The organism is Candidatus Methanomassiliicoccus intestinalis Issoire-Mx1, assembly GCF_000404225.1.
GTDB classification, from domain to species: domain Archaea; phylum Thermoplasmatota; class Thermoplasmata; order Methanomassiliicoccales; family Methanomassiliicoccaceae; genus Methanomassiliicoccus_A; species Methanomassiliicoccus_A intestinalis.
The window spans coordinates 1396827-1413962 of record NC_021353.1; the positions used below are offsets into that span (position 1 = coordinate 1396827).

At 39.7% G+C, this 17136-nt stretch carries 18 protein-coding genes and 1 tRNA gene; 11 read left to right on the forward strand and 8 right to left on the reverse strand.

Features of this window, described 5'->3' with window-relative positions; genetic code table 11:
• Positions 1–14 precede the first annotated feature (14 nt).
• Both H729_RS06665 and H729_RS06670 read right to left on the reverse strand, forming a co-directional pair.
• Positions 15–3365 carry a DNA polymerase II large subunit gene (locus H729_RS06665; RefSeq protein WP_020449245.1) on the reverse strand — a complete coding sequence of 1117 codons (3351 nt, stop codon included), beginning with the start codon at positions 3363–3365 and terminating at the stop codon, positions 15–17.
• 8 nt (positions 3366–3373) lie between these two features.
• Positions 3374–4369 carry an NOG1 family protein gene (locus H729_RS06670; protein ID WP_048134016.1) on the reverse strand — a complete coding sequence of 332 codons (996 nt, stop codon included), beginning with the start codon at positions 4367–4369 and terminating at the stop codon, positions 3374–3376.
• Between the two features lie 85 nt (positions 4370–4454).
• Between H729_RS06670 and H729_RS10255 the strand changes: the two genes are divergently transcribed.
• The gene (locus tag H729_RS10255; protein WP_020449247.1) at positions 4455–5027 is read left to right on the forward strand and encodes an NUDIX domain-containing protein; all 573 of its coding nucleotides are present in this window, start codon (positions 4455–4457) and stop codon (positions 5025–5027) included.
• A 52-nt stretch (positions 5028–5079) separates the two neighbouring features.
• On the opposite strand, the gene H729_RS06680 is transcribed toward H729_RS10255, so the two are convergent.
• A complete protein-coding gene (locus H729_RS06680; protein WP_048134018.1) occupies positions 5080–5517 on the reverse strand; it encodes an Lrp/AsnC family transcriptional regulator in 438 nt (145 codons plus the stop codon).
• Positions 5518–5643: 126 nt separating this feature from the next.
• Between H729_RS06680 and H729_RS06685 the strand changes: the two genes are divergently transcribed.
• The 3 genes from H729_RS06685 to H729_RS06695 all read left to right on the forward strand — a co-directional run bounded on the left by H729_RS06685 (position 5644) and on the right by H729_RS06695 (position 9224).
• A complete protein-coding gene (locus H729_RS06685) occupies positions 5644–6585 on the forward strand; it encodes an EF-Tu/IF-2/RF-3 family GTPase (protein ID WP_020449249.1) in 942 nt (313 codons plus the stop codon).
• Between the two features lie 79 nt (positions 6586–6664).
• The gene (locus tag H729_RS06690) at positions 6665–7135 is read left to right on the forward strand and encodes a hemerythrin domain-containing protein (protein ID WP_020449250.1); all 471 of its coding nucleotides are present in this window, start codon (positions 6665–6667) and stop codon (positions 7133–7135) included.
• 52 nt (positions 7136–7187) lie between these two features.
• A complete protein-coding gene (locus tag H729_RS06695; protein ID WP_081633129.1) occupies positions 7188–9224 on the forward strand; it encodes an ATP-dependent DNA helicase in 2037 nt (678 codons plus the stop codon).
• On the opposite strand, the gene H729_RS06700 is transcribed toward H729_RS06695, so the two are convergent.
• Positions 9221–9583 (reverse strand): indolepyruvate ferredoxin oxidoreductase subunit alpha, encoded by a 363-nt coding sequence (locus H729_RS06700; protein ID WP_020449252.1) that lies wholly within the window; start codon positions 9581–9583, stop codon positions 9221–9223. The genes H729_RS06695 and H729_RS06700 overlap by 4 nt on opposite strands.
• 171 nt (positions 9584–9754) lie before the next feature.
• On the opposite strand from H729_RS06700, the gene H729_RS06705 reads away from it, so the two are divergent.
• The 4 genes from H729_RS06705 (at position 9755) to H729_RS06720 (ending at position 12066) form a co-directional block, all read left to right on the forward strand.
• Positions 9755–10390, forward strand: coding sequence for an MBL fold metallo-hydrolase (locus H729_RS06705; protein ID WP_052312427.1), 636 nt, complete (start codon positions 9755–9757; stop codon positions 10388–10390).
• On the forward strand, positions 10390–11028 hold the full coding sequence (locus H729_RS06710; protein ID WP_020449254.1) for an L-threonylcarbamoyladenylate synthase: 639 nt from the start codon (positions 10390–10392) through the stop codon (positions 11026–11028). Before H729_RS06705 ends, H729_RS06710 begins: the two co-directional genes overlap by 1 nt.
• On the forward strand, positions 11021–11911 hold the full coding sequence (gene map, locus H729_RS06715) for a type II methionyl aminopeptidase (RefSeq protein ID WP_020449255.1): 891 nt from the start codon (positions 11021–11023) through the stop codon (positions 11909–11911). Before H729_RS06710 ends, map begins: the two co-directional genes overlap by 8 nt.
• A 41-nt stretch (positions 11912–11952) precedes the next feature.
• Positions 11953–12066 (forward strand) — tRNA-Leu (locus H729_RS06720).
• A gap of 81 nt (positions 12067–12147) precedes the next feature.
• Here the strand turns inward: H729_RS06720 and H729_RS10315 are convergent.
• Both H729_RS10315 and H729_RS06725 read right to left on the reverse strand, forming a co-directional pair.
• Positions 12148–12405, reverse strand: a complete 258-nt coding sequence (locus H729_RS10315; RefSeq protein WP_020449256.1) for a DUF3795 domain-containing protein — start codon at positions 12403–12405, stop codon at positions 12148–12150.
• Between the two features lie 54 nt (positions 12406–12459).
• Positions 12460–13086, reverse strand: coding sequence for a class I SAM-dependent methyltransferase (locus H729_RS06725; protein ID WP_020449257.1), 627 nt, complete (start codon positions 13084–13086; stop codon positions 12460–12462).
• A gap of 118 nt (positions 13087–13204) precedes the next feature.
• Between H729_RS06725 and H729_RS06730 the strand changes: the two genes are divergently transcribed.
• Positions 13205–14506: an MFS transporter gene (locus H729_RS06730; protein WP_020449258.1), complete on the forward strand. Its 1302-nt coding sequence runs from the start codon at positions 13205–13207 to the stop codon at positions 14504–14506.
• Here H729_RS06730 and H729_RS06735 read toward each other — a convergent pair.
• Positions 14501–14863: a hypothetical protein gene (locus tag H729_RS06735; protein ID WP_020449259.1), complete on the reverse strand. Its 363-nt coding sequence runs from the start codon at positions 14861–14863 to the stop codon at positions 14501–14503. The two genes, H729_RS06730 and H729_RS06735, sit on opposite strands and share 6 nt — an antisense overlap.
• A gap of 407 nt (positions 14864–15270) precedes the next feature.
• Here H729_RS06735 and H729_RS06740 point away from each other — a divergent pair, with 407 nt between their 5' ends.
• Both H729_RS06740 and H729_RS10030 read left to right on the forward strand, forming a co-directional pair.
• A complete protein-coding gene (locus tag H729_RS06740; protein WP_020449260.1) occupies positions 15271–15918 on the forward strand; it encodes a DedA family protein in 648 nt (215 codons plus the stop codon).
• Positions 15919–16062: 144 nt separating this feature from the next.
• The gene (locus H729_RS10030) at positions 16063–16236 is read left to right on the forward strand and encodes a ribbon-helix-helix domain-containing protein (protein WP_020449261.1); all 174 of its coding nucleotides are present in this window, start codon (positions 16063–16065) and stop codon (positions 16234–16236) included.
• A gap of 429 nt (positions 16237–16665) precedes the next feature.
• Here H729_RS10030 and H729_RS06745 read toward each other — a convergent pair whose 3' ends face one another.
• Positions 16666–16998 (reverse strand): DUF6951 family protein, encoded by a 333-nt coding sequence (locus tag H729_RS06745; RefSeq protein ID WP_020449262.1) that lies wholly within the window; start codon positions 16996–16998, stop codon positions 16666–16668.
• Between the last annotated feature and the right edge of the window lie 138 nt (positions 16999–17136).

Below are 17136 nucleotides of genomic sequence, written 5' to 3' on the forward strand. Positions count from 1 at the left end.
GATTAATTAAACAATTACATAAAGTCCGTGAGCTTACACTTCTTAATTTTATCTGATTGAAATAGTGAATTCATGGATTCTTCTACAATTGCAATACGTTGCTGAGTATATGCATCAAGATCGAATTTTTCACTGATTTCCTTGGCAATCTCAAGATACTTTTTAACACTCTTTTCATGAACAGTCAGTGTTAGGGTGTTTCCGCAATAACAGCGCCCTATTAACGGTACTCTCCGATATTTGGTATTGCATTTAGTACATCTCAGAGTCTGTGAAGAAAAACTCTTGAGATTTCCAATCATATCTGGTAAAAAGTGTTTTGTGATTACCCGATATGCCACATCCTGAGAGTCTACAGCTCTTACCTTGCGAGCTATCTCAAGCTGAGCGTTCATTTTATCAATCATTGTTTCTAATGTTTTATATGCGGATTCGGCAGGCCCGGCAGAAATGTTGGAAGTGTCATGCGTAAATCCAAAACCCTCATACTGCAAAGAAGATCCTATTCTGGTAGCTACAGTATCCATTATTTTTTCAATATCTTTAGGATGCTTGTACTCAAGTGTTGCGTTATAGAATTCAAGCGGATATTCCCATAATACATCGATATTATGAGCTTCTTTATCGATCTCATTTGGATCTAGTCTTGTAGTAAGAACGAGTGGTGCATCCATCAGACCACCTCGTCTATCAGGGAGGAATGATCGTGAGAAATTGATAAGACCGTCAAGAAGCAGGATTACTGAATCTTCATCGCCGTCTGCATTACGTCTTTTTGAAGCATGAAAGAATGGATGCCCGTAGCCCACATTTGATTTCGTGTAACCAATAAGCCTGCAGAGAATTCCACCAGAAGTATGAGGGGCGAGTCCTATTGTCAACTGCCCAATGAGATCCTCTTTCGTCTTTGCATTATAGAATCGTTCCATTCCATATTGCTTTTCCAGCAGATCGTCAATAAATTTTGAAACTTTAACGAGATAATCTCCGCATCCAACTGACGGGATGATATCCTGAACTCTGAGTTCACAAACCTGATCTCCGCTGACCAATTCATTTCCAAATGTATCAGTCACGTACCCAATTTCTCTGGCCTTTTCTACACTTAAACCAATTTCATTGGGCCTGAAATGAGTGACTGGAACATCAGTCATATCATATCTGATCGTTCCGTCTTTGAAAACAAAGAGACCATTTGATGCCCTTAATACCCCTTTTTCTAACGCTTCGGGAGTTTTGTTTTTAGACATCATCCCCTGCACTCCTTTAATTTCTGGTGCTGGATAGATACCTAATTTACTCAACGCATCTGAAAGTATCTTTGAAAGTTCTACCTTTTGAGTCGTAGGTTCGCTTATTGGTATAGTATGACCACCGCAATCAGGGCAACCGCAAAAGTATCCGGTTTTTCCACAATTAGTGCACTGCCTGACACCTATGTCCACTTCTATAACCCTGCTCCTGACAGCTACTGAAACAAGACGCTGCATTCCACCATTTTGACCAAGTGGGAAAAGAGCATGCGGCGGAGGTTTCATTTCTCTCTCTTTGGCTTTCTCAGGCCTTCCCATCCTGGCACCTATCCGAGTTACAGCCCGGGCCCGAACCTCTATTCCAAGGACGTTTGAAACTGAGCGAAGAGTAGCTGAAGAAAATGCTTTTTCCTCATCTTCACCAATATCAATTAAGGGAACCTTTTCAATAATTTTCCCACCATCAACTCCAAGTCCTAAACCTTCAAGCAGAGGAATGGAGTAAAAATCAATGACGATTTTGCCGTCCTGTATAGTGTGTAATGCACCTAATGTCTCAAGCGTTCTTTTAGGAAAATCATCTCTTGGAAGTATCAGCTTACCTTCAGCAAAATTCCCATGTTTAATTATTTCAGATCTGAGTACATTTAGCCCATCTACTGTTTCATCATACCAAAAAAGATTGAATTTTGGATGCAACGGAACCCCATATGTTTTTGAAATTTCTTTCGCGCGTTCATAAGTGGGATCTTTCCAGTCATCTGGAAGTTTTTCACATTTGGACTCCAATTCTACTTTGTACCACTCCAAGGAATAGGCACCCGGAGCCAGTACGTGATTATTTTCCATGAATTCCCCATACGGCAGGAGTACTTCTCCAAGATCGACTATTTCCTCAATGTCTTTTCTGATTGCTCTGACTTCTTCTGCTTCCTTGGGTTGTATAAGATCTCCATTCTTCATGAGTAAAATGGGACCTTCTATCTGATCGCAGGGAGTTACAGCTCCAGCTTTACCAGGTCTTTCAATTTTGATCTGGGTTCCTATTGCCAAGAAATCATCAAGAACGAACATGGTTCCAGGATGAATTGCTAACGCCGCTAAACCAGTGGTCCTGCCTCGGCCGTACCTTAACCGCAGTCCGCCTGCTTTTGACGGGTGGCCAATAACTGGCCTTCCGGCAACCATGTCCTTCAGAAATTTCGAGTCGGGAACGATACCTTTGGTTTCTTTTCCACCCGATACCTCTGCTTCATGATGCTGTTTCCATTTTAGATATTCATCAATGAATTCCCATCCATCAATTCCTAATTTTTTAACGTGTTTCTGGATTTTAGGGGCTTTGAGACACATTCCTTCAGCAATAACCAGGCATGCTCCGCCTCTGACTTGGTTTGTTTCAATGCGAGGAAGATCTCTAAATCCTGAGATTTCCATTTTCTCCGTGCCTTCACCATCAACACATACGGGGCAGGAACTTGTAATAATCTCGATCTCTTCATTGCCTGGGCAGTACTGAAGATGCTGACACTGCCTGTAAAGCGGGATTTCTTCTTTAAAGCGCTGAACTTCAGAGTCAGTGGGTATATATTTTCCAAGACCCAGCTCTCTTCTAACGACATCTCCGATGAGAACACTTAATGCCTGACCAGTTCCGCCTGCAGCACGTATAGGCCCAGCAAATGATAATGAAAGATACTCACTGCCATCACTATTTTTACCGATTTTTGCTCCGGCAATTCCTTCAAGAGGCGCCACAAGGATTCCTTCCGTCAATACAGCAAGACCGACCCTTACTGCCCTATCAACTCTTTCTTCCCTGGTTTTGGCTTCTTTAGATGCCATCTCTTTTGCAATCAAAAGAGAGACTTCTTCTCTGTTATGATCTTTTGATAATTCCCTGATGCGTTCGGCTACACCTTCAACATGCCAATCAGCTAGAAGTTTTTCTACACGGGAAGCCAGATCTTCTGCCCTAGGAATCTCTACAGACAATTCTGGATCCAAACCCTTGCTTCTAGCTTCATTTGCGATTTGATAACAGTATTCCGCACCATCTGCCAAATTCTTAAAGTACTCTTTCATGTGCTGGCTGCACGCGACATCTGGCATGACTTAATTCACTCCGGCAGTTTGTCCATATTTTCAAGACGTTTCGCTTTAAAGAGCTTTTCTATTTCATCAACCATCTCATCCACCCCTTCACCGGTCTCACCAGAAATTTTTCTGCGATCAGTGAAGTTTCCTTGGAGATCACATTTGTTTTCCACTTCAATCATTGGAATTCCATTAAAATTATTTTTCACAGAATTAAGGAGCGCTATTTGTTTTTCAGTAGAGTATCCGCAGCTTTCAGATGGATCTATTACGAATACAATCACATCTGCCAGATATTTCAATGCCAATATAGCTTGGAGTTCTATGCTGTTTCTCTCCTCCAGTTCTCTGTCTAACAGACCGGGTGTATCAATAATCTGATATGTGCGCCATCCTTTAGTCAGATGACCGATGATTATACCTTTTGTTGTAAACGGATATGATGCAACTGTAGGATTAGCTGTTGAAATTTTCTCTACAAGCTTACTTTTACCTACATTTGGATATCCTGCAATTACGATTGTCTCAAGATCTGGATCTACAGTAGGAAGAACTTTTAGAGAGTCTCTTGCTTTTTGAAGAAATACCAAATCTTCATTGATTCTTTTTACGACTGATGAGAAACGGCCGTAGAATTCTTTAGTTGATTTCGCAACGCTGTCTATGTTTGGCGCTCTTCTTACCTTAAGCAAATATTTTCTTTGCAGTTCTGAACATTTTTCAGCACACCAAGAAACATTGGACAGAGAAATCTTGAGCTTGTCCTGACCGATAATTACATCAACCAATTGAGAAAAGAAGTCCTCTTCTTTCTCCATCTTTGGAAAGCCTCTTACATATTTGAGCAGTGTGACGATTGTCATGTCGCCAATCGCCGTTATTTTAGCGATATTGGTTTTTTTGACAGTATCGAAAGGTACGGCACCATTTACTGTAATTTTAGACGCTCTGGCATAAGCTTTGTCCAGCAATTCTTGTGAAGTCATAATGGTTGGTATCTTCCTTTTCCAATCGGTCATGCCATTCAATATGGTATGGTATTATTAAAGTTAAGCGTGTGGAATGATCTTTTATAAGACTGATCCGCCATAAACATACGTTTGCATGTACACTCCTGAACCAGTAATCAGGTTAAAAAAAGGTAATCAAATAATCCTGAGTGCAGAAGAGGCAGAACGTCTGCTGGATTTAAGAAATGGGATTAGTTCAAAAGTAGACGACCTTCCCCAATATACTACTCCAGACGGCTCTTCTTTGAATTTTGAAGGAAATGAGATACTTAACGAGTATTTGGAAAAATCACAATATTTCAAAGACTTTTTTTCTGCAGCCTATAGGAACCCTACACCGACTGTGGATGGAATAATCACAGCTTTTGGAAAGATCGTACTCATCCAACGTAAGAAAGAACCATTCAAAGGATGTTATGCACTCCCTGGAGGCTTTGTGGAGTATGGAGAAACTGCAGAAGAAGCGGTAGTACGCGAAATACTTGAAGAAACCGGCCTGGAGACTGAAATCATTGATTTAGTAGGAGTATTCTCATCACCTGACAGGGATCCAAGAAGGCATACAATGTCTGTAGCATATTCATTACGTGTACTAGGTGGAACACTCTGTTCCGGGGACGATGCAGCAAATGCAGACTACTTTCCCTGGATAATCTTCCGCATTTAGCTTTCGATCATGACCAGATGATTGAAAAATGGAAGAAAAGCAGCAGTAACCATTAGATTCCAGGGTATCTTATCACGGGTTCTAGTATCATTGTGATTTCAATATCATAAAAACCCAGCGGTCTGATTTTTTTATCGATAATCTCTGACAGCGTCTTATTGTCTGTTGCAGAAAGCCTGAACATTATTTTCCGTCTGCCGGTGACCCTGAGTATTTCTGAAACACCCTCGACTTTTTTTAGAGCTTCCACAGATTCAATCTCTTCCGAAGGTAATGATACTGCAACATATGCATCTGCATTTATGCTCATCTTTTCATGATCGACAATTACCGAATACCCAGTTATCGTTTTGTTTTCCTCAAGTTTTTTAATTCTGTCCCGTACGGTCGAAGGAGATCTATCCACAATCTCTCCGATTTCTTCATAAGTCAACTTACTGTTCCTCTGAAGATACTTCAGTATCTCCGAATCCAAGTAATCTTGAACCATCTTCTAAATTCTATGTTTCCCTACGTTCTTATAATTTGCAGTCGTATTGCAGATTCTGCTGAAATTTCTAAAAGTTTCGTATGATTGAGCCTTAATTTTATATCCTCATGTGCTTACTCATCGAATATGTCTAATCTTAATGTAGCTGTAATCGGCCCTGCTGACTTTGCTCGGGAACTAGGCAAAAAAGGAACGGTTTCAGATATTACTCTATATGATTTAAAACAGGGAAAGGATACAGTTACGTTCATTGAAGCAAGCAAATATCCAGAGCGTCTTGCTCCTTTATTCTTTGCTGTCTCAATGGCAGACAGTGCAATTGTTGTCATTGATGAGATTAACGCCCAATTAGGAGAATGCATAGTCATGCTCCACGCTGCTGGAATTTCTCATGGATACATACTCCTCAGAAATTACCTGACAGCTGAACAGATATCGCCGCTCATTAAAGGTACAGTCCTTGAATCATATTCTATCGTAAATGAGGATATGGTTGCACTAAGAGAACAGTTCTTAAATGATGCCAGAACTTTACAGAGCGAGAGCGATGGCGCATGTTCTATTCCCATTGATCACTTTTTCAATGTCAAGGGTGTAGGAACTGTTATTTTAGGATATGTCGCAGCAGGGAAAGTCTCAAAACACGAGGATCTAAAAGTCCTGCCAACGGATAAAACGGCCCAAGTACGTTCAATCCAGAAACATGATGATGACTATGACGAAGCGTTTAAGGGTGACCGTGTAGGACTAGCTCTTAAAAATGTCACTGTAGAGAATCTGGATAGAGGCGATGTGCTTACATCAGATCCCAGTATCAAATGCACATCCAATTTGGAAACTACACTAGAGCTCGTTCCATTCTGGAAAAGCCCGGTTAAAGAAGGAATGGTACTCCATATCGGTCATTGGATGCAGTTTATACCATCAAGGGTTGAGAGTGCCCCTGAAGGAGGAAAAATAAAACTGAGTCTTGAAAAACCTATGGTCCACTTACCTGGCGATAAAGCTGTGGTTATGTATCTGGACGGGGGCAAACTCAGGATCGTTGGATCAATCTCCCTTTCCTGAGCATTTTTTCTGATTCGGCTATACATCTTCGCACACATGGCGAGAAAAATACTACTACGAAGCGGAATAAGATTGGATCATGAAACGTAGTCTTGAACAGATGATTGAGGAAGATCATGATCTGCTGAGAAACGGCATGGAGGCTGTTGCAGACACCAGCATTGAAGATGTTGACGAGCGCTTGGAAATGTTTGCAGAGATAGAGTCTAGACTTTTTGCTCATGAGAAAGCTGAACAGGAAACCATTCATGCTCAGATGAAGCTATATGATGAAACAAAACCGCTCGCACTCCTTGCAGAAGAACAAGAGAGAATCGCAAAAGTTTTGACAATAGAGCTCCAAAATGTGAAACTGGATGATGAATTATGGCTACCTAAATTCTTAGCCCTTCAGGGACTCATATTGCAGCATATGTCTTTTGAAGAAGATTCGATCATGCCGCTGGCGAAACAAATGCTAGACCAGGCAACAATAAACCGTCTCGGTATAGACTTTGAAAGACATGAAAAAGAAGAGTTTAAACAGTCTGAAATGGTGTATGAAAATTAAATACTAAATCCTGAGCCGCTAAATTGATTATAGAGACTGCCTTGATGCCAGCATGAGTGGCAATTTCTGCGATAAATGCGGAAGTCTTTTGAACCCTGCAACAGGGAAATGTCCAAGGTGCTTATCGGGAGCACCTGTGGCACATTTTCAAAATGCAGCGAGATCGTCGCAGAGTATTGAGAAACATGGCCACGAGTTATTTCCTTATGAGCCGCGACCGTTTCAATTGGAAATTGTAGACTGCATCAGAGACACTCTAGACTCTGGAAAACATATCATAATGGAATCAGGGACTGGCACAGGAAAGACAATATGTTCGCTGGTAGGAACGCTGGAGCATTCAAAACCTCGAAAAAAGAAGATCATCTACCTTACGAGGACCGTTTCTCAAAGCGACCAGGTGATGAGAGAACTTAGAACTATTTCAAGGAATAATAAAGTCACAGGGATTGCAATTGCAGGCAGAATGAAATCATGCCTCTTACAAAAACAAGAGGAAATGGGAGATGTGCCGCCTGCAGTCATGTCTAGAATCTGCGAAGATCGCAAAAAGAGGACGATTGCTAAAGAACGCGGCGGATGCCCGTATTATGCAGATTTCCTTGCAATCGGAGAACTAGCATTTACGCAGTATTGTTTTGCGAATCTGCCTACTGTCGGGGAATTTGACAAGTTCTGCGAGAAACAGGGAGCATGCCCCTATGAAGCACGAAAAGCAATAATGCCAATGGCAGAGATCATCGCTGTGCCGTATATCCATCTGCTTTCGGAAGATATTAGAAATAGTCTATTTGACAGATTGAAAATAGAAGGCGGAGACTTTACAGTAATCGTAGATGAAGCACACAACCTTATAGATGCTGCCAGAGATCAGGAAAGTTTTCACATATCTGTTTCAGATATTGATTCTGTATTGGTAGAAATCAGAGAGACTGGTAATGTATATCTCAAGAATAATATTTCAATTTTTGACCTGTGCATCCTGCTTAAAGATATTATTGAGACGGCAGTTAAAGAATTGATACCTCCGAGATCCAACGATGCACGCCTAGGAAGAAGATTTTTAGAAGGGAAATTAAGACAGGAACTTGGCATCAGTGGAGAAGATCTAGATAATCTATGTTTTGCAATGATCGACAGGGGAGAAAAAATCCTGGAAGACAGGGTAGACTCAGGAAAAGAGCCGATGTCATACATCCTCAAGTTAGGTGCAGCCCTTAATTCTTGGATTGGATCGTCTGATTCAATGTATCTAAAAACAGTTTCTTCAGATAACGGCGGTATGCTGTGTGCCGCCTGTCTGGAGCCAAGCGAAATTTCTAAATTTCTATTAGGCACCGGTGGAGCCGTTCACATGTCTGGTACATTAAAACCGCTCAAACAATATGCTGATCTGTTGGATCTTACACCTGTTTCGGTACTAAAGGAGTTTCCATCCCCATTTCCCAAGACAAATAAGCTCACATTATACACTGAGGATGTAAGCGCTGGACAACGGGAAATGAAAGATGACCCCTCGATGAAGCTGAGGATTGAACAATACATAATCGACATCTGCAATGCTACAGATAGAAACACAATGGTATTCTTCAGATCATATGAAATGCTGAAATCAATGAGATATTCATTGGAAAGCGAGATTGATAGAAAATTATACTGGGAAGAGTCGGGTCATTCTTACAAACTGGCAAATGCCATCGAATCATTCAAAACACACAAAGATGGAGTATTTTTTACAGTAATGGGAGGAAAAATTTCAGAAGGCCTGGATTTTCCTGGACAAGAATTAGATATAGCGGTAATCGTTGGAATACCTTATCCACCGCCCAGTTTGGTAAGTGATGAACTTAAGAGACGTTATGATGCCAGATACGGATCTGGAACGGGCTGGGAATATATCTCAGCTGCTCCGGCAGTACGCAAAATGCAACAGGCCATAGGACGGCTAATTAGAACAGAAACTGACAAGGGTGTTGCCATCATCTTGGATTCAAGAGCTTCCCGTTACCGTGAACAGCTGGATGCTAAACCAACCAAGGACCCTGTAAAAGAGCTTACAGATTTCCTAGGCTGGTCAAGAAGATTTTAAAGTTTGTCGAAATCATCCATCATTTTGTTTATTACTGGATCCACATGCTTCTTGGTTGAATCTAAGATGTAGGCTGTCCGGCCGTACATCTCAAGTCCATCGTGAGGGCACATTTGTACGCAGCGTGTGCATCCCCGGCAGCGCCTATCATCGATCATAGCTTTTCCATCTATGATGTTAATAGCATGAACTTTACAAAACTCTCTTTTTATACATAATCCACAGCCTCTGCAGTTATCATTCGCACGGATGTGGATGCCTGGAATTTTAGCAAATTTTACAGCTAGTTCTTTTGGAACCCTTGGAAGGGCATATAGTATTTCTCTGATAGGAGAATAATCATCATTTGTACCACTCACTCTGACACCCAATATGTTGATGTTATTTCTTGTATTTACTGATCCCTGCTACTAGATCAAATATTGAGTCTGCTGCGTTGTGATCTTTTTTAAATATATGAGCCTAAAACCTGCACTTTAATGCAGGATTTGCGAAACGCAAATATAACACTTCATTCTTCTCAATCATAAATGACTGTCCACATGTTCCCTGGTGCTGGATACGACAGCAATATATTTCTTGTTACAGGGATGCAACCGATTCTTATAGACGCTGGATCTGGGTCAGGATATTCAAGGCTCTTGAATGATATAGAAAAGGTTACAGATCATATTTCAAAAATCATATTAACTCACTGTCATTTTGATCATGCTGGGGGAGCTGCTGAATTATCGAAACATTTCAATGCTACTGTATTTATTCATGAACGTGATGCCGCGGCAGTTCGCAACGGATTGACAAAAGAAACAGCAGCAGATGTATTCGGTTGTGAGATGCCGGCAGTAGATGTTACAATACTTCAAGACAAAGAAACTATAGATACTGGTGAACACCTGCTTGAAGTTATACATACTCCAGGACATACGGCTGGCGGAATATCACTTTTTGATAGGGTTAATCAAATTTTATTCAGTGGAGACACTGTATTTGCAGAAGGCGTTGGCAGATGGGATTTTCCAACAGGTGATCTCTCATGCCTAAAACATTCTGTTCATAAACTAGCTGAACTAGATGTTTCATACTTATATCCAGGTCATGGACCATGCGTAAAGGGAAATGCTAAGTCTAGGATCGCTAACGCTCTAATGTACGTGGAGGGATTTTAATGCGGACGATAGTTTGCGAAAAAAACAATGGAAAGCTTTCGATTAATAAGGAGGATATGGATTCAGTAGTAACTGAGCTTTCAGCCGGTAGACTTATTGTGTATCCAACTGAAACAGTTTACGGGCTTGGATGTGATCCGTTTGATGAGACCGCTGTTAAGAGACTTTTCATGGCAAAAAGGCGTCCGTTCGATATGGCCATGTCCATAATAGTTCAAGACATTGCCATGATGGAAGAAGTAGCGTATGTTGACGACAGAGCCATAAAACTAGTCAAAGAATTTATGCCTGGGCCGCTAACATTAATACTTCCAAAAAAACCAGTTGTGCCGAATATCCTGAGTGCATCTACAGATGAGATAGGAATTAGAATCCCGGACTGCAATGTTGCATTATCCATCGTAAAAGAGTTTGGACCAATAGTATCAACATCCGCAAACGTACATTCGCACAATTCTCCTTTAACATGTCAAGATGCCATGAAAGATCTGGGTCCTAGTGTTTCGTTATATGTTGATGGTGGAAAGTCCCCAATAGGGCAACCTTCTACAATTATTCAGCTTACTGAAGATGAAATGATACTGATTCGTCCCGGTTCTCTTCCTAAAGAACGCGTAGAGGCTGTTCTAAATGAATGATGATGTTGTTGAATGCATATTAAAAGCAGGTAAAATTGCTGGGGAAGCTAGATCTCTCGGAGCTTCCATGGTAGATGAGAACGTCCGCCTTCTAGATGTAGCGGAAGAAGTTGAAGCATATATGATACGCAAAGGTGCTAAACCAGCATTCCCTACAAACCTCAGTATCAATAATCAAGCAGCTCATTATACACCGCACTCGAATGATACTTTGAAATTTCATAAAGGAGACCTCGTTAAAGTCGATGTGGGAGCGCATGTTAATGGATATATTGGAGACACTGCTCAAACAGTAGAAGTAGGAACAAAAACACATTCAGCACTCATCGAAGCTTCCGCAGAAGCCCTAGATATGGCACTAAACACAGTAACTGACAATATATCAGTAGGAGCTATAGGAGCGGTAATTGAAAAAGCAATTGAAACCAATGGTTTTGTACCAGTCACAAACTTAACAGGACACAGCATGAAGCAGTACAATCTACATGCTGGACTTTCAGTACCAAACTATGACAACGGAGACAAAACAAAGGTTATGAGCGGGATGCTGGTAGCCATTGAACCGTTTGCCACTGATGGAGAAGGAGAAATAGCCAATGGAAAGCCTGGCAACATTTACCGTGTTTTAAGAGACCGCCCTGCAAAGGATAAGGGAGCAGATGAACTGCTTGAAAAGATTAAGAATAATTTTGGAACACTGCCATTCTGTGAAAGATGGTGTTCGGATATAGATCCAAATGCTCAGGACAACCTCAAAACACTGTTGCGCCGCGGCATCGTATACTCATATGCAATATTAAATGAAGTTAAAGACGGCCTTGTATCTCAAAAAGAGCATACGGTATACATAGACGGCTCTAAAACAATAGTTACTACACGTTAAACGGTACTTTTAATTACCCAATGTATATACAAGCTTGCTAAGCGAGGGTAGCCAAGCCAGGTCAATGGTGAGATTCCTATCTCACCGGCCAAAGGCGACAGACTCAAGATCTGTTCCGTAGAGGTTCAGGGGTTCAAATCCCTTCCCTCGCACCACTGAAGAATATCATTGTGGGTTAGTTATTAGCTGTTAATAATCAGTTTTGAATGTCTGACTGTTCATTAGTCAAACAATGTTTACTCACTTTTCCATTTTTTACATTGATCTATCTTAATAGCTGGATCATACCCCTGATCCTTACCCATATTGCAGAGAGTATCACATGGAAAAACATTACATTCTCCGCAATGATTGAAACTTCTTGATTCACAACAGCTTTTTACTTTACATTCTCCGCCCCAAAATGGCGTTTTCATGTCTATGCAGCCTTTACAATGCACACTTTCTTTACGTTCACAAGAATTACAGAGCACACCGCACCGCGATTCATACATGTAGATAACTAACGAATGCCTATTATTAAAAAATAAGTGTATTTGGTGACGCTATCATTTTTTACCGATGAAGTAAAAGGCATTGGAAGTATGGCCATTCATCGTATCATATACTACATTCTTTAGAGTTAACATTTTGAACGAACTTAATAATTCCTTGATCCAAACTATGTCGTGATGTCTCAGAACAGCTCCATCAGGAGTTTCAAAAACTCCATATTTATCATATTTTGATGCATATAGATCATATCTGATTAAGTTTCTTCTATCATAATTAATTAAAAAATCAGTTACGTAAATAATCCCATCTGGTTTGAGGATACGAAATATATCATCCAAGAGGTATTTTTGTTCATTATCATCTGCAATGCATGTCAAAACTGCAGATAAGATAACTGCATCATAACTGCAGTCATCAAACTCAAGTGTTTTATCGTGTTTAACAGTCAGATCTAGAAATGGATAAAGTTGCTTACCTTTTTCAATCATTTTTGAAGAAAAATCAACACCTTTTAAATTTTTATAACCATTTGAATATAATTCATACAGAGTCCTTCCATAACCACATCCTACATCCAAAATGCTGTCATCATTTTTCAGATATAATGATAATTCATCAAGATGCAACATAGCAGTGAATGTTTTGCATGTAGACTTGTCCCAGTACTCCTTTTGATTCATTAATATTCAACAGTGTATCAGATCAGGATTCAAATATATACTGATGCATTTTTATAAGCATTCTTTTTGAAAATATGATAGCAAATAGGATTTTATAATATCTCAATGTGGCGTTGTCGTGAACAGCCAAAAAGCAAACAAGACTTTGAGTTATAGATGGATAATCTTAGTCATACTTCTCATAGCTTACTTTTTTGTTTATTTTCATAGAACCTCAACCGCTGTAGTTGGTACAGAAATAGTTTCAGCGGTGGGAGGGTCTGTTGCTTTACTCGGCTCCGCATATTTTTATTCATATGTGCTGATGCAGATTCCAAGCGGATTGATGGCAGATCGATATGGAGTCAGGTCATTGGTAAGTGTATTTTTGTTAATCGCAGCATTAGGTGCATTTTTAATTGGACTGGGAGAATCGTGGAATACCGTCTTAATTGGAAGGGTGCTCATAGGCCTTGGACTCGGTGCTATTTACATCCCAATGCTAAAGGTATTAGCAGTATGGTTTAAGAAAAATGAGTTTGCTTCACTAAATGGAATAATACTTGCAGTTGGAAATGCCGGAGCAATAGCTTCGGCGACTCCGCTTGCAATCCTCTCAGATGCTATCGGGTGGCAGGATGTGTTTATATTCCTAGCTATAACCACATTGATCCTGGCTGTAATGTGTTATGTAATTATCAGAAACCACCCCTCAGAAAAAGGGTATATGAGCATAGAAGAAATAATTTCAAATGAAACTGGAGTTTCTGTCTCAGACTCCACCTCCGCTAAAGTATCCATGAAAAGCGGCTTGATGACTGTTGTAACCAGCGGAAGAAAATTCTGGGCTCCGGCTATCGCTTATTTCTTATTGTACGGAACATTGATGACATACGAAGGCTTGTGGGCGGGTACATATTTCAATAATGCCTATGACTTTGAGTATAACTCCAGCTGGATGATCACCGCAGTCGGCATCGGTATGATCATAGGTGCTCCTCTTGCTGGTCTAATGTCAGACCGCGTATTTCACTCCAGAAAACGTGTGAGCCTTACAGGAAACATTGGATACGCAGTTATATGGCTGATAATTTTCACATTTGCAGGAATGATAAATAATTACACTTTCTGGATAGCAGTCAATGTAGCAATGGGTTTCACAGCATCTTGGATGATAGTTACCTATGCTCAGTTGAAAGATTGGTTTCCAATAGCAATATCTGGTACTGCAGTTGCTACCATGAATGTTTTTTTATTCCTAGGTGCCGGTGTAATGCAGAGTCTGTCTCATTATATAGTTAACAAGAACAGCTCCATAGATGAGTTTAGATTTTTATGGATGATAATGTTTATATGCCAGGTTTTGACCTGCATCTTTGTATATATATCTCCAGAAAATAAAAAAGGTGAAGAAGCAGTAGTAAAGATTAGGGAATTATGATTTGCCACTGAACTTAACCTTCATACCATGAACTACATCCATATGATATGCCAGGTTATATGAAAGTTTATCATCGGTTAAACCTCTTATCGCATCTCCACATATTGGACAGATTATAGATTCTGGTAATGCTTCGCCTGGAAGTCTTTCTGATCGGGAATCATGAAATTCAATAACTGCCTCCTGATCATATGGCCTCTGAGAATAATCCTCGGGCTGGAGATTGCTACCATGTGGTACTGAAGCTACGGAAATATTGTGCTTTGTTAAAAAGTGATTTTGCAGATTTTTACTAAGATCTGATTCGCCTGCACCGATGATAGGATCGTTGCATAATGGACATAATAGTGTAATCATATTGCTAAAATCTTTTCAACTAATGAACTTTAAAAATTACCCAAATTTATCTTCAAAAACATGTCACTTTTCAACATAATGGCATGTTTTATGTAATATCTGCAGGTAAGAAAATTAAATTCCATCTTGTGATTTTTTTTATTTCTGATATGCTTAGTCTCTTTTGCAATACGACCCAATAATATCATCGAATTCTAAAGATATGGGATCTAAAAATGCAGAACGAAGGGGTTCCTTTGAAATAACAAAGAGATTAGAATGTTGTTTTCAGTAGTGAAAGCAAAACCTAGCATAAGTATTAACGGTTTTCAGCAATGCATTCACGTTTTTAGATCGGGTTGCATTTCAACGTAAAACACAAAAGAAATATACTGAAACAACCGTAGATTAACTTGTAGGGTTACAAAGTGTCCATAGTCGGCAGCTTATTCGACACGATATTTGAGATTGTTACCAATTTTATAGATACTATTGGATATGCAGGAATATTTTTAGCAATGTTTATTGAGGGCATTCTGACACCGATACCCAGTGAAATTATAATGCCGTTTGCTGGCTACCTTGCAGAAAATGGCCGCTTTAATTTAGTTCTGGTAATATTTGTAGCGTCAGTCGGAGCTACACTCGGTGCTATAGTAGCATACCATCTCGCAAAATGGCTGGGAAGGGCTGTGATACTAAAATACGGAAAGTACATCGGATTAAATGAAGGATCATTAAACAAAGCAAATGCATGGTTTGAAAAGTATGGATCATATGGAGTCTTAATAGGCCATGCACTGCCTGGCATTCGTTCTATAATCTCGTTTCCTGCAGGCCTTGCAGATATGGATTTAAAGAAGTTTACAATTTTTACATTCATCGGGGCTGCAATATGGAATACTGTATTAGGATCTGCAGGTTATGTTCTTGGGGAGAATTACGGGCAGATTGAGGAACTTTTTGAGGCAGCTCATATCGATATTATAATATTAAGTATCCTTGTAATTGCATTAGCCACATATTTCATATATAAGCATTATAAAAAAGTCAAAAACAATATTACAGACGAATAATGGACTTAAACGGATATATTCAGACATAATTTATTACAAAAACAGCCCTTTTACGGTCATAAATAGCCAGATTCACAAATGGTCTAAAATAGTAACCATACAATACATAAAATATCATTAATTAAATACCATTATAAGGCAGATATGTCCAATACAAGGCAAATCAAAGTCACAGCTCCGCCTGCAATTGTAAAAGTCATCGATGAAGAAGTTGAGAATGGGAGATTTACAGGTCGTGGAGACTTTGTACTCTACGCAATAAGGTATTACATCGACAATCATAAAACACCAGCCACTAAAAAGGAATCTGAAGATTAAATATAATAATGTCAAATAATGAGATGATCATTATTTTACGATGAAGCGTAACTGTTTTTGGCATGTGCATATGCCATAAACAGATTTGCATCGCTTGCAGAATCTGCGCTGCTAAATACTCATTTCAGAGTAAGGACTTAAAATAAGACCAATACTCAAAGCAGTATTAGCAGATAGTAATGGGAGAATTTGATTGCAGTCCTCTAAGACATGAAGGGAGATTCTTCTTCACATCTCTATGGAATGTAACACATTCACAGCATTTTCCATGTCTGGGACAGCTACTTGAGCAGCTGCATTTTGAAGCATCATTATCACAAACCATAGGTGCAGCATTGTTAAAGAGCATATATTGCTTTTCACTAAATTCCAAATTGTAAATATGATGTCTGCATAAACTCAGAGGGATATGCAGAATATTAGCTGTATTCATTCCATATCAAATGTCATTGTAGAAGTCGGTGAATTTTTTGCAGCTGTCTTTGAGATCATTCCAGATTCCAGCCAGCAAGCATTGTAGATTGAAACTGGAACTAAACAAGTTGGTGTGATATGGGATGTTTCTGCAAGTTTCATTATTTTAGAATCTGTCATTGATGTCATATCGACTAATTCAACTTCTGTTAAAGATTTAGCATAGTCTCGAACGTGACTGCACGTGGATTTTATATGAATTTTAACAGACCCATCTTCATTCAAATCAGTTTCAATAACAGTATGATTAGGACAAATAGGCATATCAACTACAACTTTTGAAGACATTTCCAACTCCATGTCATAATTATCAATATACTATATATCACTCATCATCACAGCATAAGTCTATCAAATAGAGAAACCGTGAAGCAACAGATCGCTGCTGCATTTAATGAGCAGCGTGCATTGATGCATGGTCTGTTT